20 protein-coding genes are annotated in these 21,480 nt (G+C 72.0%); 8 read left to right on the top strand and 12 right to left on the bottom strand.

All coding sequences use genetic code 11. The features are described 5' to 3' along the window. Positions 1-311 precede the first annotated feature (311 nt). Together KDK95_RS22515 and KDK95_RS37100 are read left to right on the top strand one after the other, a co-directional pair. Positions 312-2,771, top strand: coding sequence for an AfsR/SARP family transcriptional regulator (locus tag KDK95_RS22515; protein WP_212520237.1), 2,460 nt, complete (start codon positions 312-314; stop codon positions 2,769-2,771). 1 nt (position 2,772) lies between these two features. Further along, entirely contained in the window at positions 2,773-6,054 is a 3,282-nt protein-coding gene (locus KDK95_RS37100; RefSeq protein WP_212520236.1) for an AfsR/SARP family transcriptional regulator, read from the top strand. Here KDK95_RS37100 and KDK95_RS22505 read toward each other — a convergent pair. Together KDK95_RS22505 and KDK95_RS22500 are read right to left on the bottom strand one after the other, a co-directional pair. Next, complete coding sequence (locus tag KDK95_RS22505; protein WP_212520235.1) at positions 6,051-6,206, bottom strand: hypothetical protein; 156 nt, start codon at positions 6,204-6,206, stop codon at positions 6,051-6,053. The two genes, KDK95_RS37100 and KDK95_RS22505, sit on opposite strands and share 4 nt — an antisense overlap. 44 nt (positions 6,207-6,250) lie before the next feature. After that, positions 6,251-7,495, bottom strand: a complete 1,245-nt coding sequence (locus tag KDK95_RS22500; protein ID WP_212520234.1) for an ROK family protein — start codon at positions 7,493-7,495, stop codon at positions 6,251-6,253. A gap of 86 nt (positions 7,496-7,581) precedes the next feature. Between KDK95_RS22500 and KDK95_RS22495 the strand changes: the two genes are divergently transcribed. The 4 genes from KDK95_RS22495 to KDK95_RS22480 all read left to right on the top strand — a co-directional run bounded on the left by KDK95_RS22495 (position 7,582) and on the right by KDK95_RS22480 (position 10,416). Next, complete coding sequence (locus KDK95_RS22495) at positions 7,582-7,845, top strand: SemiSWEET family sugar transporter (RefSeq protein ID WP_212520233.1); 264 nt, start codon at positions 7,582-7,584, stop codon at positions 7,843-7,845. 100 nt (positions 7,846-7,945) lie between these two features. Further along, positions 7,946-8,242 carry a DUF3311 domain-containing protein gene (locus KDK95_RS22490; RefSeq protein ID WP_212520232.1) on the top strand — a complete coding sequence of 99 codons (297 nt, stop codon included), beginning with the start codon at positions 7,946-7,948 and terminating at the stop codon, positions 8,240-8,242. After that, positions 8,239-9,879 (top strand): monocarboxylate uptake permease MctP, encoded by a 1,641-nt coding sequence (gene mctP, locus KDK95_RS22485; RefSeq protein ID WP_212520231.1) that lies wholly within the window; start codon positions 8,239-8,241, stop codon positions 9,877-9,879. The genes KDK95_RS22490 and mctP overlap by 4 nt, the downstream gene beginning before the upstream one ends. Before the next feature lie 33 nt (positions 9,880-9,912). Next, the gene (locus KDK95_RS22480) at positions 9,913-10,416 is read left to right on the top strand and encodes a GNAT family N-acetyltransferase (RefSeq protein ID WP_212520230.1); all 504 of its coding nucleotides are present in this window, start codon (positions 9,913-9,915) and stop codon (positions 10,414-10,416) included. A 73-nt stretch (positions 10,417-10,489) separates the two neighbouring features. Here KDK95_RS22480 and bsaP read toward each other — a convergent pair whose 3' ends face one another. The 7 genes from bsaP to KDK95_RS22445 form a co-directional block, all read right to left on the bottom strand. Continuing rightward, positions 10,490-10,684, bottom strand: coding sequence for a biotin synthase auxiliary protein BsaP (gene bsaP / locus KDK95_RS22475; protein ID WP_212520229.1), 195 nt, complete (start codon positions 10,682-10,684; stop codon positions 10,490-10,492). A gap of 17 nt (positions 10,685-10,701) precedes the next feature. Further along, entirely contained in the window at positions 10,702-10,917 is a 216-nt protein-coding gene (locus tag KDK95_RS22470; RefSeq protein ID WP_212520228.1) for a biotin/lipoyl-binding carrier protein, read from the bottom strand. 51 nt (positions 10,918-10,968) lie between these two features. Further along, the gene (locus KDK95_RS22465) at positions 10,969-12,411 is read right to left on the bottom strand and encodes an HD-GYP domain-containing protein (RefSeq protein WP_212520227.1); all 1,443 of its coding nucleotides are present in this window, start codon (positions 12,409-12,411) and stop codon (positions 10,969-10,971) included. Continuing rightward, entirely contained in the window at positions 12,408-14,168 is a 1,761-nt protein-coding gene (locus tag KDK95_RS22460; RefSeq protein ID WP_212520226.1) for an HD-GYP domain-containing protein, read from the bottom strand. Before KDK95_RS22460 ends, KDK95_RS22465 begins: the two co-directional genes overlap by 4 nt. Before the next feature lie 276 nt (positions 14,169-14,444). Continuing rightward, positions 14,445-14,765: a mycothiol system anti-sigma-R factor gene (rsrA, locus tag KDK95_RS22455; RefSeq protein WP_212520225.1), complete on the bottom strand. Its 321-nt coding sequence runs from the start codon at positions 14,763-14,765 to the stop codon at positions 14,445-14,447. Beyond that, complete coding sequence (locus KDK95_RS22450) at positions 14,762-15,439, bottom strand: sigma-70 family RNA polymerase sigma factor (RefSeq protein WP_212520224.1); 678 nt, start codon at positions 15,437-15,439, stop codon at positions 14,762-14,764. Before KDK95_RS22450 ends, rsrA begins: the two co-directional genes overlap by 4 nt. Positions 15,440-15,618: 179 nt before the next feature. After that, positions 15,619-16,323: an SOS response-associated peptidase gene (locus tag KDK95_RS22445; RefSeq protein ID WP_212520223.1), complete on the bottom strand. Its 705-nt coding sequence runs from the start codon at positions 16,321-16,323 to the stop codon at positions 15,619-15,621. 30 nt (positions 16,324-16,353) lie between these two features. On the opposite strand from KDK95_RS22445, the gene aroA reads away from it, so the two are divergent. After that, positions 16,354-17,670, top strand: a complete 1,317-nt coding sequence (gene aroA, locus KDK95_RS22440; RefSeq protein WP_212520222.1) for a 3-phosphoshikimate 1-carboxyvinyltransferase — start codon at positions 16,354-16,356, stop codon at positions 17,668-17,670. Between the two features lie 340 nt (positions 17,671-18,010). Continuing rightward, positions 18,011-19,018 carry a ribosome small subunit-dependent GTPase A gene (gene rsgA, locus KDK95_RS22435; RefSeq protein ID WP_307844568.1) on the top strand — a complete coding sequence of 336 codons (1,008 nt, stop codon included), beginning with the start codon at positions 18,011-18,013 and terminating at the stop codon, positions 19,016-19,018. Between the two features lie 107 nt (positions 19,019-19,125). On the opposite strand, the gene KDK95_RS22430 is transcribed toward rsgA, so the two are convergent. The 3 genes from KDK95_RS22430 to KDK95_RS22420 form a co-directional block, all read right to left on the bottom strand. Beyond that, the gene (locus tag KDK95_RS22430) at positions 19,126-19,731 is read right to left on the bottom strand and encodes a GNAT family N-acetyltransferase (protein ID WP_212520220.1); all 606 of its coding nucleotides are present in this window, start codon (positions 19,729-19,731) and stop codon (positions 19,126-19,128) included. Then, on the bottom strand, positions 19,728-20,210 hold the full coding sequence (locus tag KDK95_RS22425; RefSeq protein ID WP_212520219.1) for a nitroreductase/quinone reductase family protein: 483 nt from the start codon (positions 20,208-20,210) through the stop codon (positions 19,728-19,730). The genes KDK95_RS22430 and KDK95_RS22425 overlap by 4 nt, the downstream gene beginning before the upstream one ends. Positions 20,211-20,387: 177 nt before the next feature. After that, positions 20,388-21,350 (bottom strand): LysR family transcriptional regulator, encoded by a 963-nt coding sequence (locus KDK95_RS22420; protein WP_212520218.1) that lies wholly within the window; start codon positions 21,348-21,350, stop codon positions 20,388-20,390. Between the last annotated feature and the right edge of the window lie 130 nt (positions 21,351-21,480).

The following is a 21,480-nucleotide window of genomic DNA, read 5'->3' as shown; positions in this document are numbered from 1 at the left end:
CCCTCCCCTCCCGAGGACGCCGCCGACGGCCGGGGGCCGGCAGGGGCCCACCGACCCCGCCGGCCCCCGCACGAGCCGGCACCCCGCAGGCGATCGCCGCCGCGCGAAGGGAATCAACGGCCGATCACCGCGTGCGCACGCTCGCGAACGCTTCGCGTGCACCCGGGCACCTGGCCCCAGCATGGCGGACCCGCCTACCGTCCGACTACCACGCCGGTCACATAACCCTGTTCCGGTCACGCACCGCGTCGGGCTACTATCTGGCTGTCGCGCTCCGGGGACGGGCCGATGGTCGGAAGGAAGAAGGCTCGGTGCGTTTCGCTCTGCTCGGACCCGTGCAGGTGCACGGCGAGGACGGCCCCGTGGAGATTCGCGGGACCCTGCGACGCACGCTGCTCGCCGCGCTGCTGCTGCACCGCGACTCCGTGGTCTCCGCCGACCGGCTCGGCGACATGATCTGGGGCGATAGGCCGCCGTCGTCCACCACGACCTCGCTCTACAACCAGATCATGCGGCTGCGCCAGGCCCTGGGACCGGACGCCGAGCGGATCCAGGCCGTCGCCCCCGGCTATCTGATCCACGTCGAGCCCGATGAATTGGACCTCGACGAGTTCTCCGGACTCTGCGCCCAGGCGCGGCAGGCCGCGGCGGACGGCGACTGGGCGCGCTCGGCCACCCGCTACGCGGCGGCGCTGGCCCTGTGGCGCGGCGAGATGCTGGTCGACGTCCCGACGCTGCTGGACCACGCCTCCGTGCACCAATTCGCGGAGGACCGGCTGCTGGCGCTGCAGGGCCGGATCGAGGCGGACCTCAACCTCGGCCGCCACGACGAACTCATCGGCGAACTGAGAACCCTGACAGTGTCGTACCAGCTGCGCGAGGCGTTCCACGCGCAGCTGATGCTGGCCCTCTACCGCGCCGGACGCCAGGCCGACGCCCTGGCCGTCTACCGGGACCTGCGGCGTGCCACGGTCGACGAGCTGGGGGTGGAGCCAGGCGCGGCGGTGCAGGCGCTGCACGCCGACATCCTCGACTCGGCCGCGTCGCTGAGCCTGCCGAAGCAGAGCCCCGCCACGCCCGCGGCGGTCGGCACCCCGGCGCCCCGGCACGTGCCGCGCCAGCTTCCGGTGGACGCGCGGCTGTTCACCGGCCGGGCGGCCGAGTTCCACGAGCTGGTCGCGCTGGCGCAGAACGCGGACGAAGAGGCCGGGATGTTCGTGATCTCCGCGATCAACGGGATGGCCGGGATCGGCAAGACCGCGCTGGCCGTGCGGTCCGCGCACCGGCTGGCCGAGCGTTTCCCGGACGGCCAGCTGTTCATCGACCTGCGCGGCTACGACGCCGAACTCGCGCCGCTGAGCGCCGAGGACGCGCTGGACTACCTGCTGCGCTCGCTCGGCGTCGAGCCGCGCGCGATCCCGGCCGACCCGCACGAGCGCGCGGCGCTCTACCGCTCCCGGCTGGCCGGCACCCGGACGATGATCCTGCTGGACAACGCCGCCAGCACGGCGCAGGTCATGCCGCTGCTGCCCGGCACCTCGGGCTGCGTGGTGCTGATCACCAGCCGGAACCGGATGATGGGCCTGGACGACGCGCACTTCTTCGCGCTCGACGCGCTGGCCCCGGACGAGGCGATCGCGCTGCTGCGCATGGTCGCCGGGGAGAACCGGATCGCGGCGGAAGAACCCGCCGCGCGCGAACTCGTCGAGCTGTGCGGCTTCGTCCCGCTCGCCGTGCGGATCGTCGCATCCCGGTTGCGGCACCACCGCGGGACCACCGTCGCCGGGCTCGTCGCTCAGCTGCGCGCGGAGCCGGACCGGATGATGGAGGGCCTGCGGGACGAGGAGCGGACCCTGGCCGGCGTCTTCGAGTCCTCCTACCGCGGGCTGCCGGAGCCCGAGGCGCGGCTGTTCCGGCTGCTGGGCCCGCTGCCCGGCATGCACCTCGACGCATACGCCGCGGCCAACCTGCTCGACGCCCCGCTGCGGGAGGCGGGCCGGCTGCTCGACTCGCTGCTCGAGCAGAACCTGCTGGCCGAGCACGCGCCCGGCCGCTACCGGATGCACGACCTGCTGCGCGCGTTCGCCCGCGGCCTCGCCGCCCCGCCCGGCGAGCAGGGCGCGGCGTTCGACCGGCTGCTCGACTACTACGAGTCCACCGCCCAGGTCGCCGCCGACCGGCTCGCCCGCCAGGTGCGGCCGCCGTCCGCGCGCCGGGCGGCGAACCTCGCCGTCGTCAGGCCACTGCGAGACGACGCGGAGGCGGTCGCCTGGATCTCCGCCGAGCGCGGCAACCTGCTGGCCCTGCTGGAGCAGGTCGGGGAATCCCGGGATCTGCTGACCGCCGCCATCGCCGCCTACGAGCACGCGGGCGACGAGGTCGGGCGCGCGGAGGCGTGGATTCTGATGGGCGCACTCGTCGCAGACGTCGGCGATACCGAAGCGGCACTCGCCTGGTATCGCAAGGCCCTGACCAGCGCACGCGACGTGGACGCCGCGGCGCTCCAGGCGGAAGCCCTCGCCGGCATCGCCACGTGCCTCGCGGACACCGACCGGCCGCGGGCCGTGCAGGCGCAGCGGGAGGCCGTCGAGATCTACCGTCAGCTGGCCGTGCCAGAGGCGGCCCGGGCGGAGGGGTACCTCGCCGAGCTGACCGGACCCGAGGCGGCCCGGGCGGAGGGGTACCTCGCCGAGCTGACCGGACCCGAGGCAGCCCGGGCGGAGGGGTACCTCGCCGAGCTGACCGGACCCGCCGACGGCGAAGATCTCTGACATGCGCTACTCCCTGCTCGGCCCGCTCCGCGTCTGGTCCGACGGAACCGAGATCCCGATCCGCGGCCGGCTCCGCCGCGCCCTCCTCGCCGCCCTGGTCCTGGACCACGACACCGTCGTCCACGCGGATCGGCTCGTCCAGCTGCTCTGGGGCGACAAAGCCGATTCCGGCGCGCCCTTGCACAACCAACTAATGCGCCTTCGCCAGGCCCTTGGCGACAGTGCCCTGATCCGCGCCGTGCCGCCGGGCTACCTCCTGCACGTGGCCCCCGCAGACCTCGACCTCGCGGCCTTCACCGACCACTTCGTCCAGGCCAACGAGGCAGCCGCATCCGCCGAGTGGCTCAGCGCCAGAAAGCTCTACGCCGCGGCATTGGACCTGTGGCGCGGCGAAATGCTCGTCGACGTCCCCGCCCTGCACAGCCATCCGGCCATCCAGCGCTACGCCGAGGACCGACTCGTCGCCCTCCAAGGACGCATCGAGGCCGACCTCAACCTGGGGCGCCACGCCGAAATCATCGATGAACTCAAGGTCCTGACCGTCTCGAACCCGCTCCGCGAGGCGTTACACGCCCAACTCATGCTCGCCCTCTACCGCGCAGGCCGCCGCACCGACGCCCTAGACGTCTACCGCGACCTGCGCCGCACTACGATCGCCGAACTAGGCGGCGAGCCAGGTACCGCGATCCAGGCCCTGCGTAGGAACATCTTCAACGCGTCCCCGTCGCTCGCCGTGCCTCCGTCGCTCAACACCTCCACCTCCGTCGGCACGGGAACTCCCCGTTCAGCACTCCCCACACCACGCCAACTCCCCGCCGACACCCGCCTATTCACCGGCCGCCACTCCGAACTCGACGAACTGACGTCACGTGCCACCGATGGATCGGGAGCCCAGCCCTCGGGCACGGTGGTCATCTCCGCCATCAATGGCATGGGCGGCGTAGGCAAAACCGCATTAGCCATCCGCGCCGCGCACCGCATGCGCGACTGCTACCCCGACGGCCAACTCTTCATCGACCTCCACGGCTACGCCGCGGACCTCGATCCGATAGCCCCCGAAGACGCCCTCGACTACCTGCTGCGCTCTCTGGGAGTGCCCCCGCAGGCAATCCCAGGCGATGTAGAAGCCCGCACCGCCCTGTACCGCTCCAAGCTCGCCGGCACCAGAACCCTCATCGTCCTCGACAACGCCGTGAACGCGGCCCAGGTCCGTCCCCTGCTGCCCGCAGCACCCGGCTGTCTGGTCCTCGTCACCAGCCGAAACCGCCTGACCAGCCTGGACGGTGCACACCTGCTGGCCCTGGACGTCCTCTCCCACGACGACGCCGCGGCCCTGCTCCGCGAAGTTGCCGGCCCCGCCCGCGCAGCCGACCTCGCCGCCCGCGCCGACGCCGCAGCCGAACTCGCCACCCTCTGCGCCCACACGCCCCTGGCCCTGCGCATCGTCGCCGCCCGCCTCCGCCACGACAGCACTCTGACCGTCGAGACGCTGACAGCCGAACTGGCCGAGGAGGCCAACCGGCTGGCCGGCCTCCAGGACGACGACCGCGACCTCACCACCGTCTTCAACGCCTCGCTCCGCATACTTCCCGAGTTCGCGCAGCAACTGTTCCGCCTGCTGGGCCTGGTCCCGGGACCCGACTTCGACCTCTACGCCGCCGCCCACCTCGCCGCCACCGACCTCTCCACCGCCGAGCACCACCTCAGTACCCTGCTAGACCACAACCTGCTGATTCAGCACACCCCCGGCCGCTACCGCCTCCACGACCTCCTGCGTGCCCACGCCCGCACCCTCGCCGCCGAGGATCCCGCAGTTTCCACCGGCGCCTTCGACCGGCTGGTGGACTACTACCTCGCCGTCGCCTGCGCCGCGGACGGCCCGGCCCCCCGGCTGTTGGCCCAGCGGGTATCCAAGGTGATCAAGCCCTTCCCGGACCTCGCCGAACTGTCCTCGGCACGGCTCTGGCGCCGCACCGAACACGCGAACCTGCTGGCGCTCATCGCGCACCCGTCCACGGGCACCCACCGACGCGACACACTCATCGATGCCCTGTCCGAGTTCCACCGGTCCGAGGGGCCTTGGAGCACGGCGGCGGAACTGCTGACGATCCTGCTGGCCTCGGCCCGCGATCGAAGCGACCGAGCCGAAGAAGTGCGCATCCTCTGCGAGCTGAGCGTCGCCATCTGCGGACTCGGCGAAGCCGAAACAGCGCTCGATCATCTGGGGCGAGCGCTGGCCATCGTCCGAGAACTCGGCGACCGGCGCGCGGAGGCCGACGTCCTGAGCTCCATCGGGGCGACGCACTTCCAACGCGGCGACAACCACCTCGCCGTCGAACCGTACGAACAGGCGAGCGCCATCTACCGTGAGGTCGGTCCCCCGGTCCTGCTGGCCGGCGTGGTCTTCCGCCTCGCGATACTCGCCCACTGCGAGGGCCGCAACGCGAGCGCTCGTGAGCACTTCGCGCAGGCAGCCGACCTCTACCGGGCGGCCGGATCAAAGGACGGCGAAGCGAACACCTTGCTCACCAGCAGCCGCGCGGCCTACGCGCTCGAGGATTTCGGCGCGGTACGGCCGATGCTCGACCGCGGCCTCGAGCTGACACGGCAGACCGCGAACAAGATCTCCACTGCGAACGTACTGCAGGAAATCGGGCGTCAGCAGCTGCTCACCGGGGACTTCGAGGCGGCTGCGGACAAGTTGGACGAGGCGCTGACCCTGCACCTGGAGATCGGCTTCAGACTCGGCGAGGCCAACATCTACTTCGAGCGCGGCCGCATCGCAGCCGCGCAAGGGCACGTCGATGTCGCAGAGGGCTGGCTCACCCGGTCGCTGGATCTCAGCCTTGAGATCAGGAACGCCTTCGGCGAAGCGCAGGCCAGGAACGAACTCGCGAAACTGCTCTGCGCGGCGGGTGAACTCGATCTCGTCGCGCCGCACCTCGACCGGGCGCTGCAGATCAACCTCGAAGCCCAGTACCTGGTCGGAGAGGCGGAGGTCCGGAACACCATCGCCGCGTACCGGGCCGCATCGAACGGCGCCGAGGCGGGACTGGCGCTGTACCGGGATGCGTTGGATCTCGCGGTCAGGGCCGAGCATCCGCTGGAGAAGGCGCGGGCGCTGGAGGGAATGGCGCGGTGCGAGGTACGGCTGGGGATGCTGGAGTCAGGGGTGGAGCATCTGCGCGCCGCGGTGGATCTGTATGGGCGGATGAAGGTCGTCGAGTACGAGCCGGCGGCGGCTTGGCTTGAGGAGCTCGCCGGGGCCGGTGGCATCGGCTAGCGGCGGGTGCGGTCGCGGCGGGTCAGGAGGTAGACGAGCAGGCCGATCAGGACGAGGATGCCGACGGCCAGCAGGCCGACGACCGGCAGGTTGAAGCCGTGGTCGGTGGGGTCGACGACGAGGATCTTCACGCTCTCGGCCGTGGAAAGCACATCAGCGAGGCTAGCCGACGTGGCGACTGTGCGGCGTGATCGAATTACCCGGCGGAATGATCGATGGTCACCTGGAGGGTCTGGAGCACCTGGTCGAGGACCAGCTCGGCGCCGCCGAGGAGGGCCGCGCAGTCGAGGGTGGCCGGGGCCACGGGGACGGGGACGGCCCGCTCGAGGAAGGAGCGTTCGGTGATCTCGGCGGCGATGCGGTCGGCGCCCAGCGGGTAGAGCTTGGCGAGCAGGCCGCCCAGGACGATGCGGTCGGGGTCCAGGAGGTTGATCAGGCCGGCGATGCCGCTGCCGAGGAGGGTGGCGACGTGGTCCACGGCGGCCAGCGCGGCCGGGTCCGCGCGCTCGGCGGCCTCCAGCAGGACGCGGGCGCGGTATTCGATGCCGGTCACCGGGGCGTCCGGCAGGAACGCGGCACGCATCAGGGCTCTCGTGTCGGCGACGAGTTCCAGGCAGCCCCGTGAGCCGCAGGAGCAGCGGGGGCCGTCGGGGTCGGCGGTGGTGTGGCCGACCTCCATCGCGTAGCCGCGCGCGCCGCCGAAGACGTTTCCACCGCTGATCAGCGCGCCTCCGATGCCGATGTGCTCGGTCGTCAGGTAGAGCAGCTGGTGCGCGCCGCGGCCGGCGCCGTGGCGGTGTTCGGCGAGGGCGGCGAGGTTCGCGTCGTTGCCGACGTGGACGGGCCACGGCTCGTCGAGGCCTTGGCGCACGAGGTCCCGGGTGGGGACTCCGGCCCACTCCAGGTGCCGCGGTTCGAGCGCGTAGCCGTCCTCGGTGCGGACCGGGGACGGCATCGAGACCCCGACGCCGGCGACGGGCCGGCCCGCCTCCCGGCCGATCTTGCGCAGCAGCCTGCCGATGCGCAGGAAGATCGAGGCGACCTCCGGGCGCTCCTCGACCGGCTCGCGCTCCACCCGCAGCACGCGGCCGCCGAGCTCGACCACTGCGACGTCGAGGGTGTCCACGCGCAGGTGCACGGCGAGTGCGACCGGCGACGTCGGCGCGACGAGCACGTGGTGCGACGGACGGCCGGGACCGCCGGCGCCGGCGCCGTCGCCGCGGCGGGCGGCCGGGTGCTCGTCGATCCTGACCAGTCCGCGGTTGACCAGGTCGGTCAGCGCGTACCCGGCGGCGGAGCGTCCGCAGCCGAGCCGGGCGGTCAGTTCGGCCCGCGTCGCCTCGCCGCCGGCCTGGTGAAGGAGCGTCAGCAGGCGCGAGGCGTTGTTGGCCGAATCGTTGCCGTTCGGACCGATGATCGAACTGGACAGGGGTGGGGTCACCCCCTGATTATGTATTTGTACAGCGTCTGCACAAAATTATCGAGGCCCGGAGCACCCGCCCGGGACCGTGGAGGAGGGGGTCGGTCGTGAACACCGCCATGCTCATCGGCCTGCTGGCCGGTTCGATGACCACCGCGGCGTGGCTGCCGCAGGTGGCCAAGGCCTTCCGCACCAGGTCCACCCAGGACTTCTCCTGGGGCTGGTTCGCCATGTTCGGATTCGGCGTCGCGTTCTGGCTGGTCTACGGCTTCGCGGTCTCCGCGCTCGCGGTGATCCTGCCGAACGCGCTGACGCTGCTGCTCGTGCTGAGCCTGTTCGCGTTGAAGGTGCGGCACGTGCGCATGCTGTGACCCAATTGAAATGCACTGCTTCCGTGGCAAGCGGCCGATTCGCAACTAACCTCCAGAAGAGATACCCACTGTGATGTAGCTCTCACTCCTGGAGGTGCCCATGGCCGGGGGAACCACCCCGCCCGGGATGATCACTCCGCTGCGGCTGTTCGCAGCCCTCTGCATCCTGGCGCCGACGGTCGCCGTGATCGCCGTGCCGACGTACAACACCGCGACGCCCAAGCTGGGCGGATTCCCGTTCTTCTACTGGTACCAACTGCTCCTGGTGGTCGTCACCGGGATCCTGATGGTCGCCGCCTACTGGGCGATGAAGATCGATGAGCGGCGGCGCAAGGAGTTCCGCGCCGCCGCACCCGCCGAGCCGGCCGGGCGCGACGGCGGGGAGGCGGGGGCATGAGGTACCTCGCGGCCTCCACCGGCGTGCACGGCGTCGAACTCGGCGTGGTCACGGCGCTGTTCGTACTCGTCGCCGTGCTCGGCTTCCTCGCCGCGCGCTGGCGGCGCACCGGCTCTCCGCAGCATCTGCACGAATGGGGACTGGGCGGCCGCTCCTTCGGCGGCTTCATCACCTGGTTCCTGATCGGCGGGGATTTGTACACCGCCTATACATTCGTCGCGGTCCCGGCCGCGCTGTTCGCCGGCGGCGCGCTCGGCTTCTTCGCGGTCGGATACACGATCCTGGTGTGGCCGCTGGTGTTCATCTTCCTGCCGCGGCTGTGGTCGGTCTCCCGTAAGCACGGGTACGTCACCCCGGCCGACTTCGTGAAGGGCCGGCACGGTTCCCGCTCGCTGTCGCTGGCGATCGCGGTCACCGGGATCGTGGCGACGATGCCGTACATCGCGCTGCAGCTCGTCGGCATCCAGTCCGTGCTGTACGTGATGGGCATCGGCTCGAACAGCTCCTCCTTCGCCCAGGACCTGCCGCTGTTCGTCGCCTTCATCATCCTCGCCGCGTTCACCTACACCTCCGGCCTGCGCGCCCCGGCGATGATCGCGTTCGTCAAGGACCTGCTGATCTACGTGACGATCCTCGTCGCAGTGATCTACATCCCGACCCGCCTCGGCGGCTGGACGCACATCTTCGGCGCGGCGAGCACCCGGCTCGCGGCCAAGAACCCGGTGACGCACCTGCCCGCCGGTTCGACGCTGCTGGCCCACGGCGGCACCCTGCCGTTCGCCACGCTCGCGATCGGTTCGGCGATGGCGCTGTTCATGTACCCGCACGCGCAGATCGGCGTGCTGGCCACGAAGCAGCGCAGCACCGTGCGCCGCAACGTCTCCGCGCTGACCGTCTACTCGCTGATGCTCGGCTTCGTCGCCCTGCTCGGCTACATGGCGATCGCCGCCGGGTTCACCGGCAAGAGCCTCGGGGGCAACGCTCAGCACGCGGTTCCGGCGCTGTTCGACGCGATGTTCCCGTCCTGGTTCGCCGGGATCGCGCTCGCGGCGATCGTCATCGGCGCGCTGGTCCCGGCGGCGATCATGTCGATCGCGGCGGCGAACCTGTTCACCCGCAACATCTACGTCGACTTCGTCAATCCGGCCGCGACCGACTCGCAGCAGACGAACGTTTCGAAGTGGGTCTCGCTGCTGGTCAAGTTCGGGGCGCTCGCCTTCGTGCTCGGCCTGGACGCCACCAGCGCGATCAACTTCCAACTGCTCGGCGGCGTGCTGATCCTGCAGACCTTCCCGGCGATCGTCGGCGGCCTGTACACGCGCTACTTCCACCGCTGGGCGCTGCTGCTGGGCTGGGCGGCGGGCATCGTGTACGGCACCGTCGTCGCGTGGCAGCAGTCCTCGGCCACGCAGCACCACTTCGCCTCGCAGGTGGCGCTGATCCCGTGGACGCATCAGAAGGCATACATCGCCGTCACCGCGCTCGTGGTCAACCTGGTCGTGCTCGTGGTGTCGAACCTCGTGCTCCGCGCGATCAAGGCGCCGGCCGGGGTCGACGCCACGTCACCGGCCGATTACGACCATGACAGCGATCTCGAGCAGACGGCGAGCGTGACGACGGAGCCGGAGACCGTCTGAGCGGCGCGTCCCTTGCCACGTAAGATCGCGTGTATGGATCTGGTGGTGCGCGAGGCGCGGGAAGCAGAGCTGGATCGGATCGGCGCGCTGACCGCCGAGGTGTACGAAGCCGACGGCCTGGCCGGCCCGGAGTACGTGCAGGTGCTGCGCGATGCCCGGGCCCGCTGGGAATCGCCGGCCACCACCCTGCTCGTCGCGTTCGACGACGGTGCCGAGGAGCCCGAAGACCTCCTCGGCACCGTCGTCTACGCCGCGCCCGGCTCGCCGTGGCAGGACCTGGCGACGGGTGCCGAGGCGGAGTTCCGGATGCTGGCGACGGCGGCACCGGCGCGCGGCCGCGGCGTCGGCGAATCCCTGGTGCGCGCGTGCATAGACCGCGCGAAGCTCGCGGGGGCGCCGCGTCTCGTGCTTTCCACGGGCCCGCAGCACGTCGCGGCGCATCGGCTCTACGGCCGGCTCGGCTTCACCCGGGTCCCGGAGCGGGACTGGGCGCCGACCACGGACCTCATGCTGCGCGCGTACGTGCTGGAGCTTTAGCCGGCGCGCGGGGTTGGGCGGGCCGGCGCGCGGGCTTGGGCGGACCCGGCGATGGTCTGAAGCCGCGGCTAGATCAACCGAGGTCGCCGTGCGCGGAGCAGCGGGCGCGATAGCCGGTGGGCAGCACCTGGACGATCAGCCGCCTGCGACACTGGGCGCAGTAGCGCGGCGGCTCGAGCGCCAGGCGCGCTTCGCAGGCCGGATGCGGGCTCGGCGCGGGCTCGCCGCAGTGGCCGCAGTACGGGGCGGTGGGGACGGAGTCGGTCATGGCCATCGGGTCGCGCGTCAGCCGAGAACGGCGATGACGTCGCCCTCCTGGAGCACGTCGCCGGGCACGACCTGGACCTCGGTCACCGTGCCGCCGAACTCGCAGAGCACCGGGATCTCCATCTTCATGGACTCCAGCAGCACCAGCGCGGTCCCGGCCCCGACCTCGTCACCGGCCTCGACGTGCACCTCGGCGACGTTCGCCACCATCTCCGCGCGGACCACTTCGCTCATGGCTGAACACTACCAATCCCGGGGGAACGGCACGGATACCCGGCTCCGGCGTCATTCGGCCGGGACCAGCCTGGTGAGCGACTCGACGGCGCGCGGGTCGTACGGGTCGCCTATCCCGCGTCTCATCCGCGCCAGGGCCCTGACGTGCGCGGCGGGTCCTGGCTCGGCGGTGCGCAGGTCCTCGAAGTCGTTGGCCACCCGCAGGATCGCGGCGGCCCGGCGCTCGCTCTCGTCGCCGACCGCCTCGTCGTCCCCGACTGCGGCCTCGGAGACGGCGAGCTGGGCCCGGTAGGACAGCGGCTGCGCCTCCAGCACCCGCGCGACGCGGTCGAGCACGCCGGTCTGCCGGACGACCTCCGCGCCGCGAGCCGCCACCTCGGCCGCGACCCACGGCGTGGCCAGCACGGTGGCGCCGCCGGGCAGCGGGTCGGCGAGGGAGAGCTGGCCGATGTCGTGCAGCAGCGCCGCGTATTCGAGGTCGAGCAGTTCCGGCTCGGTCAGGTCCAGGTCGCGGCCGATGGCGAGGGCCAGCCGGCACACGCGGCGGGCGTGGCCGGGGTCGGTGTACCCGGCGAGGTCGGTCATCCGGGACAGCGCGCGGATCGTCTGCTGGTAGGTGGCGCGGATCGCCGAGTAGCGGCGCAGCGCCCGCTGCATCACGAGGACCGGCACGGCGGCGACCGGCAGCACCCACAGGCCGAGCGGATCGGCGGCGAGGGCGGTCGCGACGGACAGCGCCGCGACGGCCGGGCAGACCCGCGCCGTGGCCGCGCATTCCTCGAACCAGCGGCCGAGCAAGCGCTTCATGCTGCGCGGCACGGCAGCGTGCTGCGGCGGCCTGACCTGGCCGAAGGACGAGTCGCCGTACTCGGAGTGGCCGATCAGCGAGCCGTTCGCGTAGTACCCGGAGGACGTCGCGAACACGGCCGCGAGCCCGGGGTCGATCAGCAGGGCGAGGATCGCCATCGCGCTCAGCAGCAGGAAGCGCTCGGTGTGCGTGGCCGACACGACGGTCGAGGCCAGCACCGAACGGAGCAGCCAGGCGATCATCGCGGTCACACCGATACGCCGGACGAGGTACCCGATCGGGGCCGGGCGTCCGGCGATCGCCTGCGGGATCGAGCCGATCACGGCGGCGACCGCGACCACGACGACGACCTGCACCGGGCCCCAGAGCGCGGGCTTGCCGCCGATCGTGGTGGTCAGCGCGTAGCCGAGCGACGCGGTGGCGGCCAGCGGCGCGTTGTCCCGGCCGCCCGGCAGAGTGATCCGCAGCGCCTCGCCGACCGCGATCACCGCGCCGAAGGCGATGGCGTCGGCCACCTGGACCGGGCCGTGCACGAACAGCTTCAGCACCGCCGCGAGCACACCCGCCGCGAGCAGGCAGCCGAGCAGCACCGGCGTGGCGACGACGTGGTGCCGCGCCTGCGGGCGCGGGCCAGCCTGCTCAGGAAAGGGGCCCGGCCGGCGGAAGTAGCGGTCGGCGCCGGTCATCGAGCCTCCGTCTCAGGGCCCGTGTTCGTCGGGGCGTCGAGATCGGCCTTCGCCTCCCGCTTGGCCTGCGCGGGCAGGTTCAGCTCGGGGCGAAAAGGGCCGAGGCGCAGCTCCTCGCGCGGCGCCGCGTGCTCGGCGAACCCGGCGTCGGCGGACTCCGGTTCGGCGGCCTCGGCCGCCACGGACTCGCGCTCGGCGGACTCCAGCACGACGGACGCCGGTTCGGCGGACTCGCGCTCGGCGGACTCCAGCACGACGGACTCCAGGCCGGCGAAGTCCGGGTCGGCGTACTCCGGCTCGTCTATCGAGGGCTCGGCCTCGGGATCGGGGCCGGGCGCGTAGTCGTCGGACTGCGGCTTCTCGGCGAGCTCGAGGTCCACGGCGAGCAACTGGTACGCGGGGTCGTCGTGGTCGAACTGGGCGACGACGGCCCCGGGCGGCAGCTCGGCGAGCTCCGGCCGGCCGCCGCGGCCGTTCGGGCAGGCGGTGCCGTCGCCGCGCCACGGGCGGCCGGAGAGCTCGGCGCGGGAGAGCGCGGCCGCGATCGCGTCCACGATCGCCGGGTCGAACTGGCTGCCCACGTTGGCGCGCAGCTCGGTCAGCGCTTCGTCGGAGCCGCGGGCGCCGCGGTAGGAGCGGGTCGAGGTCATCGAGTCGAAGGCGTCGGCCACCGCGATGATCCGCGCGAACGGCGGAATCCTCATACCGCGCAGGCCGCTCGGATAGCCGAGCCCGTCCATCCGCTCGTGGTGGTGCAGGATCGCGCTGTACGCCTCGTCCAGGAAGGCGATGTCGCGCACCACCTCGACGCCGCGGGAGGGGTGCAGCCGGATCTCCTCGAACTCCTCGTCGTCCAGCCGCTCGGTCTTGCGCAGCAGCCGGGTCGGCACGCCGAGCTTGCCCACGTCGTGCAGGGTCGCCGCGTACCGCAGCACCTCGACGCGCTCCGGCGTCAGCCGCAGCTCGGCGGCGATCATCTCGCTGATCTTGGCGACCCGCTCGCTGTGCCCGCGGGTGTAGAGGTCCTTGATCTCGACGGCCTGGACCAGGGTCCTGATGATCGCGTCGTGCGCGATCCGCTGCTCCTCGTACTGCACCGTGGCCCAGCGGGTGACGACCACCGGGCCGAGCAGCACGATCGCGGCCAGCGCGTCGTAGGACACGCTCCACAGGACCGCCGTGAGCAGGCCGACCAGGGCGTAGGCGATGTTGCGCGGGACCATCCTGAGCTCGAAGTCGCGCCACGCGGCCCGCGGCGTCTGCCGTCCGGCCTGCACCAGGAAGGCCTCGATCAGCGCGGCCGGGACCATGCTGAGCACCAGCACGGCGAGGCCTATCGGCAGCAGCGCGCGCGGGAAGTCCGAGCCGGTCAGCGCGACGTAGCCGTCGGCGGCGCGGTAGACCCCGCCCGCGGCCGCGGCGGCCAGGAAGGCGACGGCGCAGGCGAAGGCGACGCGCAGCGGATCGCCGCGCCGCAGCACCATGCACGAGGAGCCGACCGCGCCGGTCAGCGCGGCGGCGCCGGGCGGCAGCAGCACGATCGCGGCCAGCAGCACCGAGACCATGGCCGGCCCGGCCGGGCTCTCCTGGGTGTCCGGCAGCCTGATGGTGAGGTTCAGCACGACCTGCAGCAGCAGCAGGACCAGGAAGGGGGCGCGGGGCACGTGCGCCCAGTCGGTCTCCGGCAGCACGCAGGCCCCGACGATCGCCGCCGCTGCGATCACGGCGGAGAAGAAGTACCGTGCGCGCTGCGGCATCCGGTCCGTCCTCGCCAGCCCCGTCGATCGGTCCCTCCGATCGGACTACCGGCTAAGCCTACTGAGGATATGCGCCGCGAGGGGGCGTAGTCGTGAGGAATTCATTTCATCGAGCGAACGTCGAGTGCGCTGGTCGGCGCGCCGTGAACGTTCGGTCACCCCGGCGTCACGGTACGCCGCCGAACGGCGCCGCACGGACCCGCGACTCAGGCTCTTGCGATGATCGGCCGGTACCCGGCGCGGCGGCCGGGCCGCGGCGGACCCGCCGCCGGGGGGCTACGACAGGGCCGGGCTCTGCTTCGCGGCGTCCGGCTCCTCGGCCGGGACGCGGTCGGCCTCGGCCACCGCGCCGGCCTGGACCTGGCGGATCTTGGAGAGCACCTTGGCCCGCAGGTCCTCCGGCGCCACCTCCGAGCAGCAGCGGTGCACCAGCGACTTCACCGCCTGCTCGAGACCGTATTCGGCGAGGCAGGGGCTGCAGTCGTCGAGGTGCTGCTTCACGGTGGCGAGGTCGTCGTCCGCCATCTCGTGATCGATGTACTCATAGACGTGTTCGAGCACCGACGCGCAGTCGTCGTGCGGGTGGCCGCAGCTCATGACACCGTCTCCTTCTTCTCGCCGCCGAAGCCCCTCTGCTCCGCGTAGTCGGCCAGCAGTTCCCGCAGTTGGCGCCGTCCCCGGTGCAGCCGGGACATCACCGTGCCGATGGGTGTACCCATGATGTCCGCGATCTCCTTGTACGGGAAGCCCTCGACGTCCGCGAGATACACCGCCATCCGGAAGTCCTCGCCGATGGACTGCAGCGCCTCCTTGACGTCCGAGTCGGGCAGGTGGTCGAGCGCCTCGACCTCGGCCGAGCGCAGCCCGGTGGAGGTATGCGACTCGGCGCGGTGCAGCTGCCAGTCCTCGATCTCGTCGGTCCCGGCGGACAGCGGCTCGCGCTGCTTCTTCCGGTAGCCGTTGATGAAGGTGTTCGTCAGGATGCGGTACATCCAGGCCTTGAGGTTCGTGCCGGGCCGGAACTGGTGGAAGGACGCGTACGCCTTGGCGTAGGTCTCCTGCACCAGGTCTTCGGCGTCGGCCGGGTTGCGGGTCATCCGCAGGGCGGCCGAGTAGAGCGCGTCGAGGTACGGCATCGCGTCCCGCTCGAACCGCGCGTCGCGCTCCGCCGGGGTCTCCCCGTCGAGCGCGGCGGCCTCGGGTTCGGCGCCGACGGCGAGCGTGTCCTCGACGTCCGCCGACGCCGCGGGACGGCCGTGATCCGCGATCATGCCCACGCCTGCTGCAACCTCCGTGTCCAGGACAAGGCCACGGCGCTCCCGAACGGCGCCGACCACCTTGACCCCACCCGACTCTAGCCGCTGAGGCGTCGGGTCAACGAGTCGAGGCCGCACGAACACGTCGTCGGCCGACTGCAGGGGGCTTCTCGTCATCAATCCAGGCACGTGGTCTAGAACAGCGTCTCCGGGCCGGTTAATTCCCGGATCAGCTCGGGGCCGTTGTTGCGCACGTTGCCCACCTCGGGGCCGACCGGATGAGCCGTCCAGGCGGGGGCGGCCGTCAGGTCGAGTAAGGAACGCACCTGGTCGACGTCCCGGACGCCCTCGTCCAGCCACGGGTCGATCGCGTCGCGCGCCAGGGCCAGCGGCATCCGGTCGTGGATCTCGGCGAGCGGACCGAGCGCGGGTCCGGTGAGGATCGAGACGGACCACAGCGGCCGGTTCCCGGGGTCGATCCACCGCTCGTAGAGCCCCGCGAACGCCAGTTTCCCGCCGTCCGCCGCGTGGATGAACATCGGCTGCTTGCGGGCGCCGTCCTTCTTCCACTCGTAGTAGCCGTCGGCGGGCAGCACGCACCGCCGCCGGGCGAAGGCGCTGCGGAACATCGGCTTCTCGGCGGCCGTCTCGACCCGCGCGTTGAACGCCCGCACGCCGACGCCCGGGTCCTTCGCCCAGTAAGGGATCAGCCCCCAGCGCGCCACCGAAAGCCGCCGTTCGCCCTCGTCCTCGCGCCGCTGCCACACCACCGGGACCGGGTCGGTCGGGGCGGTGTTGTAGTTCGGGGCGAAGGACGCCGCGAATCCGTTCCCTGCCACGGCCCCGAACTCGAGCTCCAGCTGCCGGTACGGCGTGGCCACCACATATCTCCCGCACATGTCCCCCATCTTCCCGGATACCCTTGGGCCATGAGCAGAGACGAGCTGTGGGACGCACCGGCCGCCACTGAACCGATCCGCGCCCGGGTGACCGTGCCCGGTTCGAAGTCCGCGACCAACCGCGCGCTGGTGCTGGCCGCGCTGGCCGAGGGCCCGTCCACGCTCTATCGCCCGCTGCGCAGCCGGGACACGCTGCTGATGGCCGGGGCGCTGCGCGCGCTCGGCGCCGAGATCGAGGACGTCCCCGCCACCGCCGCCGGGGCGGTCGCGTCCTGGCTGGTCAAGCCCGCCGAACAGCTCACCGGCGGCACCGAGGTGGACATGGGCGCCGCGGGCACGGTGATGCGCTTCGTGCCGCCGATCGCCGCACTGGCCGACGGCCCGGTGCGCTTCGACGGCGACCCGCGCTCGCACGAGCGTCCGGTCGGCCCGCTGGTGGACGCGCTGCGCGCGCTCGGCGCCGAGATCGACGACGCGGGGCATCCGGGCCACTTCCCGCTCACCGTGCTCGGGCGCGGCGGCCTGCGCGGAGGCGCCGTGGAGATCGACGCGTCGGCCTCCTCGCAGTTCGTCTCCGCACTGCTGCTGAGCGGCGCGCGCTTCGCCGAGGGCGTGGACGTGCGCCACGTCGGCGGCCGGCTGCCCTCGCTGCCGTACATCGCGATGGCGGTGCAGATGGTGCGCGAGGCAGGCGTGGAGGTGGACGACTCGGAGCCGGAGCGCTGGCAGGTGCGGCCCGGCGCGATCAAGCCGGTCACCCAGACCATCGAGCCCGACCTGTCGAACGCCGCCCCGTTCCTGGCCGCGGCACTGGTCACCGGCGGCGCGGTGACCATCGCCGACTGGCCGCGGCAGACCACGCAGCCCGGCGATCGGCTCCGCGAGATCCTCACGCTGATGGGCGCGACCTGCGAGTTCACCGAGTCCGGCCTGGAGTGCCGCGGCTCCGGCACGATCCACGGGGTGGACCTGGACCTGGCCGACGAGGCCGAGCTCACCCCGACCATCGCGGCCCTGGCCGCTCTCGCCGACGGCCCCTCGCGGCTGCGCGGCATCGGCCACATCCGGCTGCACGAGACCGACCGGCTCGCCGCGATCGCCGCGGAGATCAACGGCCTCGGCGGCCGGGTGAAGGAACTGCCGGAGGAGCTGCTGATCGAGCCCGCCCCGCTGCACGGCGGCGTGTTCCACACGTACGAGGACCACCGGCTGGCCACCGCGGGCGCGGTGCTCGGCCTCGCGGTCCCTGGCGTGCAGGTGCAGGACGTGGCAACGACCGGCAAGACGCTGCCGGACTTCACCGGACGCTGGGCGGCGCTGCTCGCCGGAACGGACTACGCGGGATGACGGCGGCCGACGCGCGTCCGCCGCGACCGGATTTTAGCGTTCGCCGAAACGGATGCCGTACCGACCTACGCGGGACGACGGTGAGCGACCTGCGTGCCGACCTTCGCGGGACGACGGCGGGCGACGTGCGTCCGCCGCGACCGGGCAACGTTCGCCGGAACGGACGCCGTACCGATTCTCGCGGGACGACGGTGAGCGACCTGCGTGCCGGCCTACGCGGGACGACGGCGGGCGACGTGCGTCCGCCGCGACCGGGCAGCGTTCGCCGGAACGGACGCCATACCGACGTACGCGGGACGACGGCGGGCGGCTGTGCGTTCCCGCGTGGAGTGCTCCCTTGGTGAGGCGCGGCCGGGACTTCGACGAGGACGACGTCCGCGTCCGGGCCAATCCGCGCGGCTCCCGGCCCCGCACCAAGATCCGTCCCGCGCAGGAGGACGCCGCCGACGCGATGGTGCTGGCCGTGGACCGCGGCCGGTACACGTGCCTGGTGAGTTCGGGCGAGCGCGAGGGCGCCGAGGTCACCGCGATGAAGGCCCGCGAGCTGGGCCGCAAGGGCGTGGTCGTGGGCGACCGGGTCTCGCTCGTCGGCGACCTGCGCGGCGGCCCCGACTCCCTGGCCCGCGTCGTGCGGGTGCAGCCCCGGCAGCACGTGCTGCGACGCACGGCGGACGACACGGACCCCGTCGAGCGCGTGATCGTCGCGAACTCGGACCAACTGGTGATCGTCACGGCACTCGCCGACCCGGAGCCGCGGCCGCGGATGATCGACCGCTGCCTCGTCGCCGCACTCGAGGCGGGCCTGGCCACGGTGCTCTGCCTGACGAAGGCGGACCTCGCCGACCCGAGCCCGCTGCTGGCCGCCTACCAGCCGCTCGGCGTGACCGTCGTGGTGACCGAGCGCGGCGGCGACCTGACGACGCTGCGGCAGGAGCTCGCGGGAAAGACGAGCGTCCTGGTCGGCCACTCGGGCGTCGGCAAGAGCACGCTGGTCAACGCGCTGATCCCGGGCGCGGACCGCGTCGTCGGCGTGGTCAACGACGTGACCGGCCGCGGCCGGCACACCTCCACCTCGGCCGTGGCCCTGCGGCTGCCGGAGACCGAGGAGCTTCCCGGCGGATGGGTGATCGATACCCCCGGCGTACGCTCGTTCGGCCTAGCGCACGTCTCCCCCGAGGCCGTCGTCGCCGCCTTCCCCGACCTCGCCGCCATCACCGCCGAATGCCCGCGCGGCTGCACCCACATGGCCGACGCCCCCGACTGCCTCCTCGACGAGACCGAAGGCGTCGACCCGGCCCGCCTCGACTCCCTCCGCCGCCTCCTGACGGCACTCACCTCGGGCGACTGAGACCCGCGCTCAGAAATCAACCCGCATCACGACGAGTTCGGCGTTCGCTCGACCCGCATCACGACGCGGCCGGCGTTCGCTCGGACCGACGACCCTGAGACCCGCGCTCAGAAATCAACCCGCATCACGACGCGGCGTTCGGTCGGGCGGGTGAGCTCGCGGAAGCCGGCGGCGAGGAAGACGCTGCGGCTGCCTACGTACAGTTCGCCCCAGGAGAACTCCTGGCCGGGCTTGGCGGCGATCGGGTAGCCCTCGATCGCGCGGGCGCCGCGGGCCCGGGCGAAATCGACCGCGGCGGCGGCCAGGGCCTTGCTGACACCGCGCCTGCGATAGCCCACGCGGGTGACGAAGCAGGTCACGGCCCAGACGCTTTCGTCGGTCTTGGACTCCTCGCGGCCGGACCAGGGGATGCGGCTGTTCAGCAGGCGCGGGTAGGCGGTGCGCGGCTCGACGGCGCACCAGCCGACAGGCTCGGCGTCGAGGTACGCGATCAGGCCACTTGTCGTACCGGCGTCCGGATAACCGCACTCCGTTTGGCCGCGCAACTGCTCGGCGCGGTCCTCGGGGCTGAGCGCACGCCACTGGGCCGCCGGCACCTTGAACCACTGGCATTGGCAGCGATGGGCCTCGCCGCGGCTCCCGAAGACCGTCTGCAGGTCGTCCCAGGGCGCCTCGTTCGCGGGTACGACCGAGATGACTGAGGTGTCTGTCATGCGCGCTCCAATCGGAAGACCATGATCTCCCGACCGGAGCTCGCCTGCACTCGCCTGGCGTATTCGTCGTACGCGGGATAGACCTCCAGCATCAGCGGCCAGACCTCGGCGCGCTCCTGCTCCGTCAGCCGCCGGGCACGGACCGGGATGCGCTCGCCGTCCAGCGTGGCGACGGCGTCCGGGTTCGCGACCAGGTTGAGGGCCCAGGCCGGGTTGTGTGCCTGGCCCCAGTTCGAGCCGACGACGACGAAGTCCGAGTCCTGTGTCGCGAAGATCAGAGGTGTGACACGCGGTTCGCCCGAGCGGCGCCCGATGGTCTCCAGCATCAGCAGGCGCATGCCAATGGCGCGGGTGAGCGAGGCGCGTCCGCGCGTCGCGCGCTGCAGGGCCGTGTCAACCGGCGGGAACACCCGTCGGCCGATCGCCGAGGCGTACTTGCCGCCGATCAGCCGAGCCGGCACCAGCCGAGTTATCCGCATCCGGCGATTCTAGGGCGTGTTTTGAAACTATCGCCGGGTCCGCGACGCCTGCCACGCACGCTCGCCGCGTTGCCGGATCGCCCACGTACGCCCAGTATGCGCACGACCCGGCGCCTTGCGATCGCACGCGTCAGACGCCGCGGCCTGATCCGACGCTAGTTTCAAAACACGCCCTACCTAGTGCGGCGCACCCGGATCTGGGCCGGTGAGCTGCGAGGACGCGATCTTGCGGAACGCCGCGACGAGGCGGCTTCGGTCGTCGGACCGGGTGGCGAGCGCGACGTGCACCGGCTCGACCCCCTCCAGCGGAACGGTCGTCAGGTCGGGCCGCAGGACCTGGCCGAGCTGCTGCGCGGCGATGGCCACCGCCTGGCCCGCCGCGACGACCTCGAACTTGTCCTCGATCGCGTCGATGAGCGGGCCCTTCGGCGCCCGGCCGCCGCCGGGCCTCGGCTCGATGTTCCAGAACGCCGACCAGGCCGGATCGGAGTTGCGCATCTGCGGCAGCGGCTCGTCGGCGATGTCGTCCAGGGTGACGGACTCCTTGCCGGCCAGCCGGTGGTCCAGCGGCACGATCACCACCCGCCGCTCGTCGTAGAGGATCGTGACGTGCAGCCGGTCGGTCGCGAACGGCAGCCTTGCCACCGCCGCGTCCACCCGGTGGTCGAGCAGCGCGTCCCGCACCTCGTCGTAGCCCAGGTGCACAGCCTGCACGTCTGCCTCGGGATGCTGGCGGCGCAGCTCGCGGACCGCCGGCGTGACGATGATCCCGCTGATGTAGCCGATCGTGATCCGGCTCGGTTCCGCCGCGGCCCGGGTGCGCGCCACGGCCTGCCCGGCCGACCTGAGCAGGGCCTTGGCCTGCGGCAGGAAGACCTCGCCCGCCTCGGTCAGCTTCGTGCCCTGCGTCGTGCGGTCGAGCAGCCTGGCGCCGATCTGCGCCTCGAGCCTGGCGATCTGGCGGCTGAGGGAGGGCTGCGCGACGTGCAGCGCGGCGGCGGCGCGGCCGTAGTGCCGGTACTCGGCGACGACGGTGAAGTAGCGCACCAGCCGCAGGTCGAGGTCCGCGGCGTGGCCGGCAGCGGGGCTGGCGGGAGGGACGGAGGCGTTCTCGGAGGCGTGCGATGCCGTATCCGTCATACAAGAATGATATCGCGCACTCTCTAGACCGAATAGCCTCCACCCTGGGTACTAGCTGGTGTGATGCATGTTCCGTATTACTCCATCCGGAACAGGACTTGGACACGCGCGGCTCTCGTCGCGCATCGTG

The sequence above is a fragment of the Actinospica acidithermotolerans genome (assembly GCF_018139625.1).
Classification (GTDB): Bacteria; Actinomycetota; Actinomycetes; order Streptomycetales; family Catenulisporaceae; genus Actinospica; species Actinospica acidithermotolerans.
Note: the sequence above shows the minus strand (reverse complement) of the source record. Positions and strands in the feature narration are given on the sequence as shown.

Coding starts and splice junctions, on each gene's coding strand:
- KDK95_RS22460 (WP_212520226.1), bottom strand. CDS start 14,168: ATGCCGCAGCGCGCACGGTACTTCTTCTCCGCCGTGATCGCAGCGGCG.
- KDK95_RS22480 (WP_212520230.1), top strand. CDS start 9,913: ATGGATCTGGTGGTGCGCGAGGCGCGGGAAGCAGAGCTGGATCGGATC.
- KDK95_RS22470 (WP_212520228.1), bottom strand. CDS start 10,917: ATGAGCGAAGTGGTCCGCGCGGAGATGGTGGCGAACGTCGCCGAGGTG.
- rsrA (WP_212520225.1), bottom strand. CDS start 14,765: ATGAGCTGCGGCCACCCGCACGACGACTGCGCGTCGGTGCTCGAACAC.
- KDK95_RS22420 (WP_212520218.1), bottom strand. CDS start 21,350: ATGACGGATACGGCATCGCACGCCTCCGAGAACGCCTCCGTCCCTCCC.
- KDK95_RS22430 (WP_212520220.1), bottom strand. CDS start 19,731: ATGACAGACACCTCAGTCATCTCGGTCGTACCCGCGAACGAGGCGCCC.
- bsaP (WP_212520229.1), bottom strand. CDS start 10,684: ATGACCGACTCCGTCCCCACCGCCCCGTACTGCGGCCACTGCGGCGAG.
- mctP (WP_212520231.1), top strand. CDS start 8,239: ATGAGGTACCTCGCGGCCTCCACCGGCGTGCACGGCGTCGAACTCGGC.
- aroA (WP_212520222.1), top strand. CDS start 16,354: ATGAGCAGAGACGAGCTGTGGGACGCACCGGCCGCCACTGAACCGATC.
- KDK95_RS22465 (WP_212520227.1), bottom strand. CDS start 12,411: ATGACCGGCGCCGACCGCTACTTCCGCCGGCCGGGCCCCTTTCCTGAG.
- KDK95_RS22445 (WP_212520223.1), bottom strand. CDS start 16,323: ATGTGCGGGAGATATGTGGTGGCCACGCCGTACCGGCAGCTGGAGCTC.
- KDK95_RS37100 (WP_212520236.1), top strand. CDS start 2,773: ATGCGCTACTCCCTGCTCGGCCCGCTCCGCGTCTGGTCCGACGGAACC.
- KDK95_RS22490 (WP_212520232.1), top strand. CDS start 7,946: ATGGCCGGGGGAACCACCCCGCCCGGGATGATCACTCCGCTGCGGCTG.
- KDK95_RS22425 (WP_212520219.1), bottom strand. CDS start 20,210: ATGCGGATAACTCGGCTGGTGCCGGCTCGGCTGATCGGCGGCAAGTAC.
- KDK95_RS22450 (WP_212520224.1), bottom strand. CDS start 15,439: ATGATCGCGGATCACGGCCGTCCCGCGGCGTCGGCGGACGTCGAGGAC.